Source organism: Nitratireductor arenosus (assembly GCF_009742725.1).
Lineage (GTDB): Bacteria > Pseudomonadota > Alphaproteobacteria > Rhizobiales > Rhizobiaceae > Mangrovimarina > Mangrovimarina arenosa.
The window spans coordinates 245785-263941 of record NZ_WPHG01000004.1 but is presented as its reverse complement, the minus strand read 5'-3'; the positions used below and the strand labels follow the sequence as shown (position 1 = coordinate 263941).

The window sequence follows — 18157 nt, the reverse complement described above, 5'->3', positions numbered from 1 at the left end:
GGCATAATGAAAAAACTGATGACTGCCATGCTGGCCGGGGCGATGTCCTTCGCCGCGGCCCAGGCGCTTGCCGCCGACAAGCTGACATTGCAGCTCAAATGGGTCACGCAGGCCCAGTTCGCCGGCTATTACGTCGCCCAGGACAAGGGTTTCTACGAGGAGGAGGATCTCGACGTGGAAATCAAGCCGGGCGGGCCTGACATCGCCCCGCCGCAGGTTCTGGCCGGCGGCGGGGCCGACGTCATCATCGACTGGATGCCGGCCGCGCTCGCCACGCGCGAGAAGGGCGTGGCGCTGGTCAACGTCGCCCAGCCGTTCAAATCGTCGGGCATGATGCTGGTGTGCCGCAAGGAGACCGGCATCGAAAGCCCGGAGGATTTCAAGGGCAAGACGCTCGGCGTGTGGTTCTTCGGCAACGAATATCCGTTCCTGTCGTGGATGAGCCATCTCGGCCTGCCCACCGACGGCGGCGAGGAGGGTGTCACGGTGCTGAAGCAGGGCTTCAACGTCGATCCGCTGATCCAGAAGCAGGCCGACTGCATCTCGACCATGACCTACAACGAATACTGGCAGGTGATCGACGCCGGTTTCGAGCCGGACGATCTGGTGGTGTTCAAATATGAAGACCAGGGTGTCGCCACGCTCGAGGACGGCATTTACGTGCTGGAGGACAACCTCAAGGATGACGCCTTCGTCGACCGGCTGACCCGTTTCGTGCGCGCCTCGATGAAGGGCTGGAAATGGGCCGAGGAGAACCCGGACGAGGCGGCGATGATCGTGCTCGACAACGATGCCAGCGGCGCCCAGACCGAAAAGCACCAGAAACGCATGATGGGCGAGATCGCCAAGCTGACGGCGGGCTCCAACGGGGCGCTCGACCCGGCCGATTACGAGCGCACGGTCAAGACGCTGCTCGAAGGCGGATCCGATCCGGTCATCACCAAGGAGCCGGAAGGCGCCTGGACGCATATGATCACCGACAAGGCTCTTCAGTAATATCCGCTGCTAGCCAATAGCGGAGAAGGCTCGCGAACCTGGGGAGCGAGCCTTTTCACGTTCGGCTCTACTCTAGGTGGCCGATATCGATGTAGGGTAACGGCTCGAAGGCCCGTGGGTGGGCGCGACGGTGCACGATCGCGCCGCTGCCATCATTCGTATTTGACCGGCCGTTCGGGGATCAGGCCGCGTGGCGCGAAGCGCAGCACCAGCGTGATCGTCAGGCCGATGACGAAAACCCGCATCTGCAGGGCGCGTGTCGTCATGTCGGCCGGCGCCTGCCAGTCGAACAGCCTGTCGCCCCAATAGGCGACCTGGTCGAACAGGAACAGGGCCGCCGGTTCCGACATCGTCCAGATGACATAGACGAACAGCGCGCCGAAGATGGTGCCGAGATTGTTGCCGGCGCCGCCTAGAATGACCATCACCCAGATCAGGAATGTGTGGTTGAGAGGTAGGAAGCTCGACGGGTCGAAAATGCTGCTGAAGGTGATCAGCGCGCCGCCGCCGATGCCGATAATGACGTTGCCGAGCACGAACATCTCCAGCCGGCGCCGGCTGATATTCTTACCCATCGCAGCCGCCGACAATTCGTTGTCGCGGATGGCGCGCATCATGCGTCCCCACGGCGCGGCCCAAGCCCGCTGCAGGAGCACGAAGATCACCACGATCATCACTGCCGTCACGCTGAGATAGGCCGCGCGCGACATGACGAAGCCGAGTTCGGCCGGCGTCGGCACCGGCCAGGGCAGGGGCGAGACGGTCAGCGTGCCGCGCGTCAGCCAGTCGGCGTTTTTGAGATATGCCTTGACGATCTCCGCGATGCCCAGCGTCGCGATCGCCATATAGTCGGCGCGCAGGCCGAGCGTGATGCGGCCCATGGCCCAACCGAGCGCACCGGCGACGATGCCGCCGCCGAGCCAGCCGACCCAGACGGGAAGGCCGAAGCCGCCGATGAAGCCGGCTTCGCCCTCGATATGGGTGGCCGCCTCGCCGAGTGCGCCGGAGACGGCGATATAGGTCGCGGCACCGGCGATCAAGGCAAGCAGCGTGCGGAATTTCTTCGGCAGGCCGAGGCGGTGGGTCTGGCTCATCGCGTAGGTGAGAAGCCCGCCGACGACCAGGTAAAGTGCGGTCTTGCCGAGAAGAGCCGGTCCGTTTGACGTCCAGAAGGCGCCGTTGACGGGAAACGACACCAGTACCGTCGTGTAGGCCGCGATCGCGATGAACCCCATCGTGCCGACATTGAACAGGCCGGCATAGCCCCATTGGATGGTCAGGCCGAGCGCCACGATCGCCAGGCAGCTTGCCTCGACCAGCATGCGCGTCCCGAAAGCCGCGCCCTGCGCGGCGAAGACCAGCGCGATGAGTACGGCCAGGCCGGCGAACAGCAGGGTTTCGCGTCCGGCGCGGTTCGTCATTTGATCACGCTCCCGCGGAAGATCCCCGTCGGTCGCCAGATCAGCACCGCAACCAGGATGAAGAAGGGGATGACGATCTTGTATTCGGTCGGCACCAGCGCGAGTTGCGTCGGCAGCTCCACCCAGTCCGGCAAAAACGGCTTGAGCGGCCTGAGCAGGATCGCCCAGTTGAACACGGCCAGCGTTTCGGTGAAGCCGACCACCAGCCCGCCGGCCACCGCGCCATAGGGCTGGCCGATCCCGCCGACGATCGCGGCGGCGAAGATCGGCAAAAGGATGTTGAAGCTCAGGTCGGGCTTCAAGGTGACGTCGAGGGCGAGCAGCGTGCCGCCGGCGGCGGCCAGCGCGCCGCCGATGATCCAGGTCGCGCGCACCACATGCTCGGTGGGAATGCCCGACACTCGCGCCAGGTCGGCATTGTCGGACACAGCGCGCATTGCCTTGCCGAGCCGTGCGCGGGTCAGAAAGAAGTGGAGCGCGACGATGCACAGCGCCGTAAACACGAACAACAGCACCTGCGGTTCTGTGACGACGATGAAGCCGTCGCCGACCGGCAGGCGGTAAATATCCTTGGCGCCGACATAAAGCGGCCGGGTTCCCGTGCCGAACACCAGTCGGATCAGGCCCTGCATCATCAGCATGACGCCGACCGAGGCCATCACGATGGTGACGGGGCGCACATTGGCCTGCCGCAGCGGCCGGTAGAACCAGCGGTCGAGGACGATCGCCAGCAGCGCCGTCAACGCCATCGCGATCGGCATCAGCACGAAGGCGGTCGGCAGGCCGACCAGTGCCCCCGCGCCGGGCAAAAGCGCGGTCAGCACCAACGCGATGAAGGCGCCCGTTGTCATCATGTCGCCATGGGCGAGATGGGCGAACCGCAAAATGCCGAAGACCAGCGTCACCCCGACGGCACCGAGCGCGTAGATCGAGCCGATGATCAGTCCGGCGATGATGCCCTTGTTGATGAAGAACACGAATTCGCGCACCGGCAGCGCGGTCAGCAGATCGACCTCGGTCATGGCTGGTCCTCCCCGCCGAGAAAGCTTTTCGCCACCTCCGGGTCGTCGAGCAGTTCCTGCCCGGTGCCCGTGAAGCGGTTCTGACCGCCGGCCAGCACGAAGCCCTTATGCGCGATCGCCAGCGCCTGGCGCGCATTTTGCTCCACCATCAAGATGCCTGTACCGGCGGCGTTGATGGCGACGATACGTTCGAAGATCTCGCCGGTAAACAAAGGCGACAGGCCGGCCGTCGGTTCGTCGAGCAGCAGCAGCCGCGGCTCCGTCATCAGCGCGCGCCCGATCGCCACCATCTGACGCTGGCCGCCGGAGAGCTCGCCCGCCGGCTGGCGGCGCTTGTCCTTCAACGGCGGGAAGAAACCGTAGACCTGGTCGACGAGGTGGCGGAAATCGTCGCGCCGGACATAGGCCCCCATCTCCAGGTTTTCGTGCACGCTCATCGTGGGAAAGACGTTGTATTCCTGCGGTACAAAGGAAAGGCCCTGCTTAACCAGGCTTTCGGGCGGTGTGTTGGTGACGTCGCGTCCCTCGAAGGTGACATTGCCCTTAGAGATTGAAAGCAGGCCGAACAGCGCCTTCAGGGTCGTCGACTTGCCCGCGCCGTTGGGGCCGACGATGACGCCGATCTCCTCGGCCTCGATGGCGATGCTGACGCCATTGAGGATGTTCGCCCCGCCATAGCCGGCGTGGATGCCGCTAATCTCCAAGAGCGCCATCAGCGTTCTCCGTCGGCGGGCGTGCCGCCGAAATACGCTTCGATCACTTCGGGATTGTTGCGGATTTCCGACATCGGACCTTCGACCATCACCGTGCCGGCGGCCATGACGATAACCGGATCGCACAGCCGGGCGATCAGGTCCATGTCGTGCTCGATGACGAAGAAGGTAAGCCCGTCCTCGCGGTTCAGGCGCTGGACGACGGCGGCGAGGTCGTTGAGCAGCGTGCGGTTGACGCCGGCGGCGATCTCGTCGAGCAGCACCACCCGCGGCTCGGCCATTATCACGCGCCCGAGTTCGAGCAGCTTCTTTTGCCCGCCCGACAGATTACCCGCCTTCTCGTTCTTGACGTGGGTGAGTTTGAGGATGCCGAGCACGTCCTCCGCCTTCTTGCGGGTCTCCGTCTCCTCGGCCAGCACCGCGCCGCGCCGGAAACACGCATTGAAGAAGTTTTCGCCCGCCTGGCGCGCCGGCACCATCATCAGGTTTTCCAGCGCCGTCATGTGCGAAAATTCCTGCGCGATCTGGAAAGTGCGCAACAATCCGCGCGAGAAAAGCGCGTGCGCCTCAAGGCCTGTAACGTCCTCGCCATCGAGCAGGATACGCCCGGAGCTGGGCGCGAAGGCGCCGGCGACCATGTTGAACAGCGTCGTCTTGCCCGCGCCGTTCGGGCCGATCAAGCCGGTGATCGTGCCTTGTTCGACCTGGAGCGAGCATTGGTCGACGGCGAGCATATTGCCGAAACGCTTCGTCACGTCCTGGACGTCAATCATCGTCGCCATGCGGCCTGCTTGTGATGCTGCCTGTTTCCCGCTCGTCGAAGCATGACGGCTTTTTCGGCGCCGTTTCTGTCTGCCTGCCCTCGACTCGCCCGCTCATATAAGGGGGGAGGGCGTTTGACAAGGCACGGCCTGCTGACAAACGCCGTGGTGTGCAGCTTGTCCACCGGCTGGGTGGGGCCTGCATGCTTGCGCTTTCGTGTTTGTGACGCGGGTAGGGCTTTGTCAGTTGGGGCGGATGCGCGCCGTGCCGCCCTGCTTGAGGTTGAGCGAGTTGCCGGCAAGGATGAGCACGGCGCCGACGACGGTATAGAAATCGATCCCCTCCTGATAGACGAGCCAGGCCAGAAGTGCTGAAAGCGGCACGCGCAGGAAATCCATCGGCACCACCGTCGTGGCATCGGCATGCAGCATCGCGCGCGCCATGCAGTAGTGGGAATAGGTGCCGCAAAAGCCGATCACCACGATCCACGGCATCACCGTCAGCGACGGCCATTGCCACACCGCCAGCGCCGGCGCGATGCCGAGTACGGACTGCACCACCAGCATCCAGAAAATGATCGTGGGCACGCTGTCGTGGCGGGTGAGCGACTTCACCAGCGCCACCGATATGCCGAAGCCGATGGCCGCGAACAGCGCGAACAATTGGCCGACATCGAGCGAACCGGCTCCCGGTCGCACGATGATGGCAACGCCGATCAGGCCGAGCACGATCGCGGCGATCTTCCAGCCATTGATGCGCTCGCCGAGGAAAGCCGCCGCCAGGATCGCGGTCCAGATCGGCATGGTGAACTCGATCGAGACCAGTTGCGCGATCGGAATCATTGCCAGTGCGTAAAACCAGGCGAACTGCGCGCCGTAATGCACCACGTTGCGGCCGACATGGCGCGGCAGCATCGCGGTGCGCACGGAGCGCAGGCCGCCGGCCATGCGGATCACCGGATAGAGCAGGAGCATACCGATCACCGAGCGCATTTCCATGATCTGGAACACGTCGAGCTCGCGCGTGGCTTCGCGACCGGCCACCGTCATGGTCAGCATCAACGCCAGCCAGCCGCCCATCCAAAGGGCCGCTTTGAGGTTCGAGGGTTCTGTGCTCATCGGGCGTGTTTGGCAAAGCACGACGGTCCCGGCAAGCGCATGCGCCTGCCGGCCGTTGGTCCAGCAATTGCCGTGTGGTTTGGCCGCTCAGGACGGCAGGACCGCCGTCACTTCGATTTCGACCTTGGCCCGGTCCTCGATCAGGTCGGCGACCTGGACCATGGTCATGGCGGGGAAATTGCGACCCATCACGTCGCGATAGGCCGCGCCGACGTCGGAAAGCCGATCGAGATATTCGCGCTTGTCGGTGATGTACCAGGTCATGCGAGTGGCGTGCTCCGGTCCGGCACCGGCTTCGGCCAGCACGTCGACGATGTTTTGCAGGGCTTGGCGGACCTGCCCGGCGAAGTCGTCTGTCTCGAATTCCTGCTGGCCGTTCCACCCGACCTGGCCGGCGACGAAGATCGTGCGCCCTTCGGCCATGATGCCGTTGGTGTAGCCTTTGGCGGCTTTCCAGTGCGAGGGGTTCAAAAGTTCATAAGAAGACGGGTTCAAGGTTGTGCCCTTTCTTGTCAGACGCCGAGATAACGATTGCGGATGTCGTCGGAGAGCTCTTCGGGTAGCCCGCTCCACACCGTCGTGCCCTTTTCGAGCACCACGCAGCGATCGGCCACGGGAAGCAGTTCGGACATGGTCTTGTCGACGACCAGGATCGCTAGTCCCTCTTCCTTGAGTTTGCGGATCGAGCTCCAGATATCTTGCCGGATTACCGGCGCGAGACCCTCCGTCGCCTCGTCGAGGATCAAAAGCTTCGGATTGGTCATCAGCGCGCGGCCGACGGCCAGCATCTGCTGTTCGCCGCCCGAAAGCGTGTCGGCATATTGGCGCCGGCGCTCGGCGAGCCGGGGAAAAAGCGTTTCGATCCGGGTATGTGTCCAGGCGCCCGCGCGCGCTGCCGCGGTAAGGTTTTCCTCGACGGTGAGATTGGGGAAGCAGCGGCGGCCTTCCGGCACCAGTCCGATGCCGAGGCGGGCGACGCGGTGCGGGCGCAGGCCCCGAAGGCTGGACCCGGCGAAGCTGAGCGTGCCGGCGCGCGGCGGGTTCAGGCCGCAGATCGACCGGATGGTTGTGGTCTTGCCCATGCCGTTGCGGCCCATCAGGGCAACGACCTCGCCTTCGCCCACGGCAAGGTCGACGCCGAACAGGGCCTGGCTCGCGCCATAGAAGGTTTCCAGACCGGCGGCTTCGAGCAACATCAACCTTCCTCCCCGAGATAGGCTTGTCGCACGTCGGGATTGTGCCGGATTTCCTCGACCGTGCCAGTGGCGATGACGCGACCGTAGACGAGGACCGAAATGCGGTCGGCGAGCGCGAACACGGCGTCCATGTCGTGCTCGACGAGCAGGATCGGCGCTTCGGCGCGCAGCCCGTCGAGAAACGTCGTCAGGGCCTTGGAGCCTTCCGGTCCCATGCCGGCCATCGGTTCGTCGAGCAGGAAGGCCTTGGAGCCGAGCGCGAGCGCGATCGCGATCTCGAGCTGGCGGCGCTCGCCGTGAGAGAGCTCGGCCGCCGACACATGCGCACGTTCGGCAAGCCCGACCCGTTCCAGGGCCTCTAGCGCCGGATCGCGCAGCGACCGGTCGCGCATCACCGCTTTGACGAAGCGGAAACTCGTGCCCTGTCGCGCTTGGACGGCCAGCATGACGTTGCGCAGCGCCGAGTAATCCGGCGCCAACGAGGAGATCTGAAAGGTGCGGCCGAGCCCGAGCCGGGTGCGCTCGGGCACGCCGAGTGCGCCGATATCGCGGCCCAGAAACCGGATCGTGCCGCTACCGGGTCGCAGCGATCCGGCAATCTGGTGGATTAGCGTCGACTTGCCGGCGCCGTTAGGGCCGATCAGCGCGTGGATTTCGCCTGGGCGCAGGTCGAGGCTGACATTGTCGGTCGCCTTCAGCGCGCCGAAGCTCTTGTTGAGGTTGCGGATATCCAGGATGGGCTCAGCCATGACGTGCCTTTCCCGCGATCAGGCCGACCACGCCGCCGCGCGCGAACAGCACCACGCCGAGCAGGATCAGCCCAAGGAAGAACTGCCAGCGCTCGGTCACGCCGCCGAGATAGAATTCGAACAGGACGTAGACCATCGCGCCGGCGACCGGCCCGAACAGCCGCCCGGTGCCGCCCAGGATGATCAGCACGATCAGTTCGCCCGACATGTGCCAGGACAGCATCGACGGGCTGACGAAGCGGTTGAGATCGGCGAACAGCGCGCCGGCGAGGCCGGTGATCATGCCTGAGATGGCAAAGGCGACGAGTTTGACGCGGAACGGCGCGATGCCGACGGCGGCGAGCCGCTGCTGGTTTTGCCTTGAGGCTTCGAGCGCCGCGCCGAAGCGGGAATTGCGCAGCACCGAAAACACGGCGAGCGCGGCAAGCAACAGGCCAAAGCATAGATAGAAGAAGTGCAGGCCGTTCAGCGTGTTGACGCCGGGAAACCCGTTGCGGACATAGATCGACAGCCCGTCCTCGCCGCCATAGGCCGGCCAGGAGATGGCGAAATAATAGATCATCTGCGCGAAGGCGAGCGTGATCATGATGAAATAGACCCCGCTGGTGCGCAGCGAGATGACGCCGATCGCGAGCGCGGCGAGCCCGCACAGGAGGACCGCGGCCAGCCAGATGACGATCATCTGGTTGGTGCCGGGCAGGCCGAACAGCAGCGGTTCGGCGTTGAAGGCATGGGTGGCGGCGATGCCGGCGACATAACCGCCAATGCCGAAAAACGCGGCGTGGCCGAACGAGACCAGTCCGCCCAGCCCGAGCAGGAAATTGAGCCCGACCGCGGCCAGCGCAAGGATCGCCATGCGGGTTGCGAGCGTGACGTAGAACGGTTCGCCCATGCCGGTGGCGACCAGCGGGATCGCGGCCAGAAGCAGGACGAGCGCGAGATTGAGGATGGTTTCGCGAGGATTGCCCATCATCGTCAACCCTGCGCCGAAAACAGGCCCTGCGGCCGGATGGCCAGCACGAGCGCCATGAACACATAGATCAGCATGGAGGCAAGCGCGGCGCCGATACCGGCAGCCGACGAGGCGTCCATGAAGGTGGCGAACGCGACCGGCAGCAGGAACCGCCCGAGCGTGTCGATCACGCCGACGAGTACCGCCCCGACCAGCGCACCCTTGATCGAGCCGATGCCGCCGATGACGATCACCACGAAGGCCAGGATCAGCACCGGCTCGCCCATGCCGACCTGGACCGATTGCAGCGCACCGACCAGCGCGCCGGCCAGCCCGGCCAGCGCCGCCCCGAGTGCGAACACGACCGTATAGAGCGTGCGGATGTCGACGCCGAGCGCGGCGATCATCTCGCGGTCGGATTCGCCGGCGCGGATGCGCATGCCGAGCCGCGTCCGCGAAATCAGCAGGTAAAGGCCGACGGCGACCGCGATGCCGACGCCGATGATCGCCAGCCGGTAGGCCGGGTAGGCACCGCCGCCGGGCAGCGGCAGCGCACCGCGCAGGAGCGGCGGGATGTCGAGATAAAGCGGAAACGAGCCGAACACCCAGCGCGTGCCTTCCGAAAAGATCAGGATCAGCGCGAAGGTCGCCAGCACCTGGTCGAGATGGTCGCGGTCATAGAGCCGCCGGATGACGGTGACCTCCACGATCGCGCCGGCCGCCGCCGCCGCGGCCAGGCTGGCCACCAGCCCGAGCCAGAACGAGCCGGTCGCTGCGGCAACCGTCGCGCAGGCGAAGGCGCCGATCATGTAGAGCGAGCCGTGGGCAAGATTGATCAGGCCCATGACGCCGAAGATCAGCGTCAGGCCGGCGGCCATCAAAAACAGCATGACGCCGAATTGAAGGCCGTTGAGGATCTGTTCGATGAGGAGCGCGGTTTGCACGGTCGTCCTGAACGTTTGAAACTGAGGTCTTCTCCCCACCCCAGGGGGAGAAGCTGGCCCGACGGGCCGGGTGAAGGATTGGGCGCGAAGCCAAGGCCGGGCGCGTGTGACGGCAAGTGCCGCGCCACGTCTCGTCCGTCAGCCGCCACCCTCTCCCCGCGAGCGGGAAAAGGGTGGCCGTTTCATCACAATTACATCTTGCATTCCGCCGCGTAGGCGTCCTGATGATCCTCCAGCGCGACGCCGACGATCTTGTTGGTGAGCGTATCGCCTTCCTTGATCACCTCACGGACATAGATGTCCTGGATCGGGTGGTGATTGCTGGCAAAGGCGAAATCGCCGCGCGTCGAGCTGAAGTCGGCTTCCTTCAGCGCGGCCCGGAACGCGTCCTGGTCCTTCACGTCTGCCTTGGCCGCCGCCGACAGGATGAGATTGGCTGTATCGAAGCCCTGGCTGGCATAGAGCGAGGGCAGGCGGCCATATTCGGCCTGGAAGGTCTCGACGAACGCCTTGTTGGTGTCGTTGTCGATGTCCTTCGACCATTGCGAGGTGTTCTTGACGCCGATCGCGGCGTCGCCGACCGCGCCGAGAATGTCCTGGCTGAACGAGAAGGCCGGGCCGACCAGCGGCAGCTCGACGCCCGACTGGGCGTATTGCTTCATGAAGGCGATGCCCATGCCGCCGGGCAGGAAGAAGAACACCGCGTCGGCGCCGGACGCGCGGATCTGGGCGATCTCGGCGGCATAGTCGGTCTGGCCGAGTTTGGTGTAGACCTCGTTGGCGAGGTCGCCCTCGTAGAAGCGCTTGAAGCCGGTCAGCGCGTCGGTGCCTGCCGGATAGTTCGGCGCCATGATGAAGACCTTCTTGTAACCGGCCTCCGCGGCATAGGCGCCCGCCGCCTCATGCAGATTGTCGTTCTGCCAGGCGACGTTGAAATAGTTCTTGTTGCAGTTGGCGCCGGCGAGTGCCGACGGGCCGGCATTGGGCGACAGGTAGAAAGTGCCCTGATTGACGGCATTCGGCACGACGGCCATCGCCAGGTTCGACCAGATGATGCCGGTCAGAATGTCGACCTTGTCGCTCTGGATCATCTTGTCGGCGATCTGCACGGCCAGTTCCGGCTTGCGGGCGTCGTCCTCCACGATCAGCTCGACCTCGGAATTGCCCGCCTGTTTGAGTGCCAACATGAAGCCGTCGCGCACATCGACGCCCAGTCCCGCGCCGCCGCCCGACAAGGTGGTGATCATGCCGATTTTGACCGGCTCAGCGAAGGCCCCTCCGGCAACGCTTGTGGAAAGGGCGATTACGCCCGCGGCAAGAAATTTTCTCATGGTCGTCTCCCTGTTTTGTTCCCTGCGGCACCTGATCATTGAACGATCCGTCCCGGCCTTCGACCTGTATACGGTCCGTCCGGCGCTGCCGTGGTGCCTCGGCCCACCGTCATAGTTCCGTTCTGACTTTCCACAATTCCGGAAACAGTTCCACCTCCAACATCCTGCGCAGATAGCCGACGCCCGATGTCCCGCCCGTTCCGCGCTTCAGTCCGATGATGCGTTCCACCGTGGTGACGTGGTTGAAGCGCCACCGCCTGAAATAGTCCTCGAAGTCGACCAGTTTTTCCGCCAGTTCGTAGAGTTGCCAGTAACGCTCCGGGTCCTGGTAGACCGATTTCCACGCCGCCAGCACCGTCGCGCTTTCCTCGCGCGTTGTGCGCCACTCGGACCGCTTAGCGTCCGCGCCGATCTCGAATCCCTGGCGCTCAAGCAGCAGCAGCGCCTCGTCGTAGAGGCTCGGCCGCTCCAGGATCGCCTCCAGCCGCGCCGTCACCGCCTGATCGTGCGCGTGCGCCTTCAGCATCGCCGTGTTGCGGTTTCCGGCCAGAAACTCGATGGCGCGATATTGCCAGGACTGGAAACCCGAGGATTGGCCGAGCGCGGCGCGGAAGCGCGTATATTCGCTCGGCGTCATCGTGCGCAGCACGTCCCAGGCACTGTTCAACTGCTCGAAGATGCGCGCAACCCGCGTCAGCATCTTGAAGGCCGGCTGCAGCGCGTCGCCGCGCAAGGCGGCGAGTGCCGAACTGACCTCGTGCACGGCGAGTTTCATCCACAGCTCCGAGGTCTGGTGCTGGATGATGAACAGCATCTCGTCGGGCGACTCCGATTTCGGCGTCTGGGCGTCGAGGATCTTGTCGAGATGCAGATAGTCGCCATACGACATCTTGCGGGCGAAATCGGTCACCGCGCCGTCGTTGGAGGGGTCGTAGGATGCGCTCATGTCACGGCTGCCCTCTTGTGGAACTTGGGACGGTCCCAAAGCCGCTCGGCCATGATGCGTTCGAGCCGTTCGGCGCCGGCGACCACGTCGTCCTCGCCGAGATAAAGCGGCGTGAAGCCGAAGCGTATCGCGTTCGGCGCCCGGAAATCGCCGATCACGTCATGCGCGATCAGCGCCTGCATGATCGCATAACCGTTGTCGTGCAGGAAAGAGACCTGACTGCCGCGTTGCTCCGGGTCGCGCGGCGAGCCGAGCGTCAAATCGGGGCAGCGCCGCTCGACTTCGGCGATGAAACGCTCCGAAAGCCGGATCGAGGCGGCGCGCAGATCGGCCATGTCGACGCCGTCCCAGGCGTCGAGCGCGGCGTCGAGGGCGGCTAGCGCGAGCACCGGCGGCGTGCCGACCCGCATCCGGTCGATGCCCCGGCCGGCTCGGTAGTCAAGGTCGAAGGCGAACGGCGCGTCGTGGCCGAGCCAGCCGGACAGGGCAGGGCGGACCTGTTCGGCCAGCCGCGGCGCGACATAGATGAAGGCTGGCGCGCCGGGCCCGCCATTGAGATATTTATAGGTGCAGCCGACCGCGAAATCGGCGTCGGCGCCGGCGAGATCGACCGGCAGCGCGCCGGCCGAATGCGCGAGATCCCAGATCGCCAGCGCGCCGGCGGCGTGCGCCTTCTCGGTCAGGCGCTTCATGTCGTGCAGGCGCCCGGTACGGTAGTCGACCTCCGTCAGCATCAGCGCCGCGACCGTGTCGTCGATTGCGTCCTCGACCTCTTCCGGCGCGACGATCTTCAACTCGTGACCCTTGTCGAACGACTGGATCAGCCCGGAGGCCATATAGAGGTCGGTCGGGAAATTGCCGTTGTCGGACAAGACCACCTTGCGCTGCGGCCGCAGTTCCAGTGCCGAGGCGAGCGCCTGATAGACCTTGATCGATAGCGTGTCGCCCAGCACCACCGATCCCTCGGGCGCACCGATCAGCCGCCCGACCCGGTCGCCGATACTCCGGGGCTGCGCCATCCATCCAGCCGCGTTCCAGCCGCGGATCAAAAGGTCGCCCCATTCTTCGCGCATCATTGTCGCCGTCTTTTCGACCGCCTTTTTCGGCAACGGGCCGAGCGAGTTACCGTCGAGATAGACCAGTCCGTCAGGCAGATGGAACAGCGCGCGGGTTTTCGAAAAATCGGTCATTTTTGGATGTCCTGGCGCAGCCTGAAACGCTGGATCTTGCCGGTCTGGGTCTTGGGAAGCGCCTGGATGAACACGACCGAGCGCGGATATTTATAGGGCGCGATCGTCGCCTTGACGTGGTCCTGCAGCCGCTTGGTCATCGCCTCGTCGCCGACGCAGCCCTCCACCAGCACCACATGCGCCTGAACGATCTGGCCACGCGCCTCGTCGGGCGCGCCGATGACTGCGCATTCGGCGACGTCGGCATGGGCAAGCAGCGCGGCCTCCACCTCCGGTCCGGCGATGTTGTAGCCGGCCGACACGATGATGTCGTCGGTGCGCGCGGCGAAGTGGAAGCGCCCCTCCTCGTCCTGGTAAAAGGCGTCGCCGGTCAGGTTCCAGCCGTCCCTGACGTAGTCGCGCTGGCGCTCGTCGGCGAGGTAGCGGCAGCCGGTCGGGCCGCGCACGGCGAGCTTGCCGACCGTGCCGCGCGGCACCTCGTTCATGTCGGCGTCGACGATCCTGGCCTCATAGCCGGTGACCGGCCGTCCGGTCGTGGCCGGTTGCATGTCGTCGAAGCGGTTGGAAATGAAGATATGTAGCATTTCGGTCGCCCCGATGCCGTCGAGGATCGGCTTGCCGGTCTTTTGGGTCCATGCCTCGAAGACCGGGGCGGGCAGGGTCTCGCCCGCCGATACCGCGACCCTGAGCGAGGACAGGTCGGCGCCTTCTTCCATCGCCGCCAGCATCGCGCGATAAGCCGTCGGCGCGGTGAAGGAGACCGTCGCCTTGTAGGTCTCGATGATCTCGATCATGTTGGGCGGCGTGGCGCTTTCCAAAAGCGTCGCGGCCGCGCCGAAACGCAGCGGAAAAATCGCCAGGCCGCCGAGGCCGAAGGTGAAGGCGAGCGGCGGCGAGCCGACGAAGACGTCGTCGGGTGTAACTTGCAGCACCTCCTTGGCGTAGCCGTCGGCGACGATCAAAAGGTCGCGATGGAAATGCATCGTCGCCTTCGGCACACCGGTCGTGCCCGAGGTGAAGCCGAGCAGGGCGACATCGTCGCGGCCGGTTTTGACCGCTTCGAAGATCACCGATTTGTCGAGCGCGACACGGTCGAGTTCGGCGTCGTGATTGGCGGTGCCGTCGAAGCCGATGACCTGTTTTAGGAATTTGCTGTCCTTGGCGCAGGCGACAAGCTCGTCCTTGGAGCGTGTGTCGCACAGCGCCAGTGTGATTTCCGCCTTGTCGACGATCTTGGCGATTTCGCCGGCGCGCAGCATCGGCATGGTGTTGACCACCACCGCGCCTGCCTTGGTCGCGGCCAGCCAGCAGGCGACCATCGCGGGATTGTTGGGACCGCGGATCAGCACCCGGTTGCCCGGCTTGACGCCGTAATCCTCGACTAGCGCGTGGGCGAGGCGGTTGGTCCAGTCGGAAAGTTCCTTGTAGGTGCGCCGACGCCCGTTGCCGATCAGCGCCGTGCGGTCGCCGAAGCCCTGTTCGACCAGGCGGTCGGTCAGTTCCACGCCCACGTTGAGATAATCGGGGTAGTCGAAGCCGTCGAGCTGGAAACCCGGCCACGCGTCCTCGGGCGGCAGGTTGTCGCGGGAAAATGTGTCCGTATGTCCCGTCGGTCCGAGCATTGTTTTTCCCCTGCTGGTTTAGTTCGCAATCTGCCGGGCGATGACGATTTTTTGCACGTCCGAGGCACCTTCATAGATCCTGAGCGCCCTGATCTCCCGGTAAAGGCTCTCCACGATGTGACCCCGGCGCACGCCGTCGCCGCCATGGAGCTGCACCGCCTTGTCGATCACGGCTTGCGCCCGGTCGGTGGCGTAGAGTTTGGCCATCGCCGCCTCGCGGGTGACGCGCGGCGCGCCGGAATCCTTGGTCCAGGCGGCGCGGTAGACGAGCAGCGCGGCGGCGTCGACGTCGAGCGCCATGTCGGCGAGGTGACCCTGCACCATTTGCAGGTCGAACAGCGGCGCCCCGAACAATTCCCGGCCGCCGGCCCGCGCCAGGCTTTCGTCAAGCGCACGGCGGGCAAAGCCGAGTGCTGCCGCGCCGACCGTGGAGCGAAAGACGTCGAGCACCGACATGGCGATGCGGAATCCCTCGCCGGGCTTGCCGATCATCGCGCTCGCCGGCACGCGCACATCGTCGAAAGAAAGTCGTGCAAGCGGGTGCGGCGCGACCACTTCGATCCGCTCGGCGACATTAAGGCCTGACGTGTCGGCCGGCACCAGGAAGCAGGAGATGCCTTTGGCGCCTGGCGCCTCGCCGGTGCGGGCGAACACCGTATAGACGTCTGCGATGCCGCCATTCGAAATCCAGGTCTTTTCGCCCGAAAGCACGTAGTCGTCGCCGTCGCGCGTCGCGCTCATATCCATATTGGCAACATCGGAGCCCGAGCGCGGTTCCGACAGCGCGAAGGCCGAAATCGCCGCGCCGCGCCGGGTCTTTTCCAGCCATTCGCGTTGCTGCGGTGAACCGAACAGGCTGATCGCGCCGGTGCCGAGCCCCTGCATGGCGAAGGCGAAATCGGCGAGCCCGTCATGGCGGGCCAGCGTCTCGCGGGTCAGACACAGCGTGCGTACGTCGAGTGGGCCGGGTGCGGCGGGATCGACCGCCGTCGGCTCGAGCCAGCCGCCGCGACCGAGGCTGGCGACAAGCTCGCGACAGGCCTGGTCGACATCGTCATGCGCGACCGGCAAGTTTCGGGTGCACCAGGCTTCCAGCCGTTCGGCATGGTCGCGGTGGCGGTCCTCGAAAAACGGCCAGGACAGGAAGCTGCGGTCAGCCATCAATTTCCCTCGAATACGGGTTTTTGCTTGGCGACGAAGGCGTGGTAGGCGCGCTCGAAATCCCTGGTCTGCATGCAGATCGCCTGCGCCTGCGCTTCGGCCTCGATCGCCTGGTCGAGACCCATCGACCACTCCTGGTTCAACTGAGTCTTGGTGATTCCATGTGCGAAGGTCGGGCCGGAAGCAATTGATTTCGCGAGCGTCAACGCCTCCGCTTCAAGCGCGTCGGCTTCGATTAGCCGGTTGTAGTAACCCCAGCGCTCGCCTTCTTCCGCGCTCATCGAGCGGCCCGAATAAAGCAGTTCCGCGGCGCGGCCCTGACCGATGATCCTGGGCAGCATGGCGCACGCGCCCATGTCGCAGCCCGCCAGCCCGACCTTGGTGAACAGGAAGGCCGTCTTGGCCTGCGGCGTGGCGAGCCGGATGTCGGAGGCCATGGTGATGATCGCGCCGGCACCTACGGCCACTCCGTCGACGGCGGCGATGATCGGCTTGGAGCAGTTCAGCATCGCCTTGACCAGATCACCGGTCATGCGGGTGAAGGCCAGCAACTGCTTCATGTCCATCGCAACCAGCGGTCCGATAATGTCGTGCACGTCGCCGCCCGAGGAGAAATTGCCGCCATTGGGCAAAAACACCACCACGTCGACATCGTCTGCATAGGCAAGTTGGCGGAAAGTATCGCGCAACTCGGCATAGCTCTCGAAGGTCAGCGGGTTTTTGCGCTCGGGGCGGTTGAGCCGTACCCGCGCCACGCCGTTCTCGACGTCCCACAGAAAATGCTGCGGTTTCAGGCCTGCCATATCGGTCAAGTCTCGCCCTCCCAATTGCTGCGGAACGATTTAAGCATGGTCGAAAGCCGTTTGGCGTCGGCTTCGTCGACGTCGCCGAGCAGGTCGCCGATCCAGTCCTCGTGGACCCGCGCCATGCGCTGGAATTCTTCGCGCCCCTGCTCGGTCAGGGTCACGATCGAGGTGCGGCGGTCGCCGTCGCGGCGCGCACGGCTGACGAAGCCGTCCGACACCAGCCTGTCGACAATACCGGTCACGTTGCCGTTCGACACCAGCAGAAAGCGCGACAGGTCGCTCATCAGCATGCCCTCGGGCGCGCGGAAAAGCGCGGCCATCACGTCGAAACGCGGCAGCGTCGAGTTGAAATCGCGCTTCAACCGTTCCCGCAGCTCGCTTTCGATCATGCGCGAAGCGCGCAGCAGCCGGATCCACAGGAGCAGCCGCTCCTTGTTGCCCGACCGGTGATCGATGGTCGCGACCAGGCCGCTCACCATGTCTCGCCTCCCGACACGGAGATCGCCTGCCCGGTGATCGAGCGCGCGTTCTCGCCGGCAAGCCACAAAACGGTGGCGGCGACCTCGTCGGGTTCGATCAGCCGGCCTTGCGGATTGGTCGCGGCAAGCATGGCGCGCGCTTCCGACGCGCTGCGCCCGGTCTTTTCGACGATCCGGGCGATCGAGCCGTCCAGCATCTCGGTCTCGGTAAAACCCGGACACACCGCGTTCACGGTCACACCCGACTTGGCGGTCTCGCACGCCAGAGCCCGCATCAGCCCGACAACGCCGTGCTTGGCCGCGACATAGGGCGCGACATAGGCATAGCCCTTCAGGCCGGCGGTCGAGGCGACGAAGACGATGTGGCCGCGCTTGCGCTCCAGCATACCGGCCAGCGCCGGCCGCACGGTCAGGAAGGCGCCCGTCAGATTGACGTCGAGCGTGCGTTGCCAATCGCCGAGCGTGGTCTTGTGGGCCGGCGCGCTGCCCGACATGCCGGCATTGGCGACCACGATGTCGAAGGCCCCGCGCGCGGCTGCCGCGGTTTCGTAGAGGGCCTTGACCGAGGCTTCGTCGGTCACGTCGGCGCTGACGCCGTGAATGCGCCGGTTGGACTGCGCGACCGTGTCGAGGCTCTGTTGGCGCCGGCCGCAGATCGTCACCTCGATGCCGGCCTCGGCGAGCGCAAGTGCGATCGCCTTGCCCACCCCGGAGCCGCCGCCGGTGACCAGCGCGTGGCGCGTGCCCAT

19 protein-coding genes are annotated in these 18157 nt (G+C 65.1%); 1 reads left to right on the top strand and 18 read right to left on the bottom strand.

Annotation, left to right across the window (positions count from 1 at the left end; all coding sequences use genetic code 11):
• The first annotated feature begins 6 nt into the window (after nucleotides 1–6).
• On the top strand, nucleotides 7–996 hold the full coding sequence (locus tag GN330_RS17755) for an ABC transporter substrate-binding protein (protein ID WP_156714057.1): 990 nt from the start codon (nucleotides 7–9) through the stop codon (nucleotides 994–996).
• Nucleotides 997–1148: 152 nt separating this feature from the next.
• On the opposite strand, the gene GN330_RS17750 is transcribed toward GN330_RS17755, so the two are convergent.
• The 18 genes from GN330_RS17750 to GN330_RS17665 form a co-directional block, all read right to left on the bottom strand.
• On the bottom strand, nucleotides 1149–2417 hold the full coding sequence (locus tag GN330_RS17750; RefSeq protein ID WP_156714056.1) for a branched-chain amino acid ABC transporter permease: 1269 nt from the start codon (nucleotides 2415–2417) through the stop codon (nucleotides 1149–1151).
• Complete coding sequence (locus tag GN330_RS17745) at nucleotides 2414–3439, bottom strand: branched-chain amino acid ABC transporter permease (protein ID WP_156714055.1); 1026 nt, start codon at nucleotides 3437–3439, stop codon at nucleotides 2414–2416. The genes GN330_RS17750 and GN330_RS17745 overlap by 4 nt, the downstream gene beginning before the upstream one ends.
• Entirely contained in the window at nucleotides 3436–4152 is a 717-nt protein-coding gene (locus tag GN330_RS17740; RefSeq protein WP_156714054.1) for an ABC transporter ATP-binding protein, read from the bottom strand. The genes GN330_RS17745 and GN330_RS17740 overlap by 4 nt, the downstream gene beginning before the upstream one ends.
• Nucleotides 4152–4925, bottom strand: coding sequence for an ABC transporter ATP-binding protein (locus GN330_RS17735; RefSeq protein WP_425487182.1), 774 nt, complete (start codon nucleotides 4923–4925; stop codon nucleotides 4152–4154). Before GN330_RS17735 ends, GN330_RS17740 begins: the two co-directional genes overlap by 1 nt.
• A gap of 231 nt (nucleotides 4926–5156) precedes the next feature.
• Entirely contained in the window at nucleotides 5157–6032 is an 876-nt protein-coding gene (locus GN330_RS17730; RefSeq protein ID WP_156714052.1) for a DMT family transporter, read from the bottom strand.
• An 87-nt stretch (nucleotides 6033–6119) separates the two neighbouring features.
• Complete coding sequence (locus GN330_RS17725; protein ID WP_156714051.1) at nucleotides 6120–6527, bottom strand: RidA family protein; 408 nt, start codon at nucleotides 6525–6527, stop codon at nucleotides 6120–6122.
• A 17-nt stretch (nucleotides 6528–6544) separates the two neighbouring features.
• Entirely contained in the window at nucleotides 6545–7231 is a 687-nt protein-coding gene (locus tag GN330_RS17720) for an ABC transporter ATP-binding protein (RefSeq protein ID WP_156714050.1), read from the bottom strand.
• Nucleotides 7228–7977, bottom strand: coding sequence for an ABC transporter ATP-binding protein (locus GN330_RS17715; RefSeq protein WP_156714049.1), 750 nt, complete (start codon nucleotides 7975–7977; stop codon nucleotides 7228–7230). Before GN330_RS17715 ends, GN330_RS17720 begins: the two co-directional genes overlap by 4 nt.
• Complete coding sequence (locus tag GN330_RS17710) at nucleotides 7970–8950, bottom strand: branched-chain amino acid ABC transporter permease (RefSeq protein WP_156714048.1); 981 nt, start codon at nucleotides 8948–8950, stop codon at nucleotides 7970–7972. The genes GN330_RS17715 and GN330_RS17710 overlap by 8 nt, the downstream gene beginning before the upstream one ends.
• 2 nt (nucleotides 8951–8952) lie before the next feature.
• Entirely contained in the window at nucleotides 8953–9873 is a 921-nt protein-coding gene (locus GN330_RS17705; protein ID WP_343040834.1) for a branched-chain amino acid ABC transporter permease, read from the bottom strand.
• A 191-nt stretch (nucleotides 9874–10064) separates the two neighbouring features.
• A complete protein-coding gene (locus GN330_RS17700) occupies nucleotides 10065–11204 on the bottom strand; it encodes an ABC transporter substrate-binding protein (protein WP_156714047.1) in 1140 nt (379 codons plus the stop codon).
• A 109-nt stretch (nucleotides 11205–11313) separates the two neighbouring features.
• Entirely contained in the window at nucleotides 11314–12150 is an 837-nt protein-coding gene (gene kynA / locus GN330_RS17695) for a tryptophan 2,3-dioxygenase (RefSeq protein ID WP_156714046.1), read from the bottom strand.
• Nucleotides 12147–13340 carry a kynureninase gene (gene kynU, locus GN330_RS17690; protein WP_156714045.1) on the bottom strand — a complete coding sequence of 398 codons (1194 nt, stop codon included), beginning with the start codon at nucleotides 13338–13340 and terminating at the stop codon, nucleotides 12147–12149. The genes kynA and kynU overlap by 4 nt, the downstream gene beginning before the upstream one ends.
• Entirely contained in the window at nucleotides 13337–14962 is a 1626-nt protein-coding gene (locus GN330_RS17685) for an AMP-binding protein (RefSeq protein WP_156714044.1), read from the bottom strand. Before GN330_RS17685 ends, kynU begins: the two co-directional genes overlap by 4 nt.
• 18 nt (nucleotides 14963–14980) lie before the next feature.
• Entirely contained in the window at nucleotides 14981–16123 is a 1143-nt protein-coding gene (locus tag GN330_RS17680) for an acyl-CoA dehydrogenase family protein (RefSeq protein WP_156714043.1), read from the bottom strand.
• On the bottom strand, nucleotides 16123–16935 hold the full coding sequence (locus tag GN330_RS17675) for an enoyl-CoA hydratase family protein (RefSeq protein ID WP_156714042.1): 813 nt from the start codon (nucleotides 16933–16935) through the stop codon (nucleotides 16123–16125). The genes GN330_RS17680 and GN330_RS17675 overlap by 1 nt, the downstream gene beginning before the upstream one ends.
• Complete coding sequence (locus GN330_RS17670) at nucleotides 16932–17408, bottom strand: MarR family winged helix-turn-helix transcriptional regulator (RefSeq protein WP_156714041.1); 477 nt, start codon at nucleotides 17406–17408, stop codon at nucleotides 16932–16934. Before GN330_RS17670 ends, GN330_RS17675 begins: the two co-directional genes overlap by 4 nt.
• Nucleotides 17402–18157 carry an SDR family NAD(P)-dependent oxidoreductase gene (locus GN330_RS17665; RefSeq protein ID WP_156714040.1) on the bottom strand — a complete coding sequence of 252 codons (756 nt, stop codon included), beginning with the start codon at nucleotides 18155–18157 and terminating at the stop codon, nucleotides 17402–17404. Before GN330_RS17665 ends, GN330_RS17670 begins: the two co-directional genes overlap by 7 nt.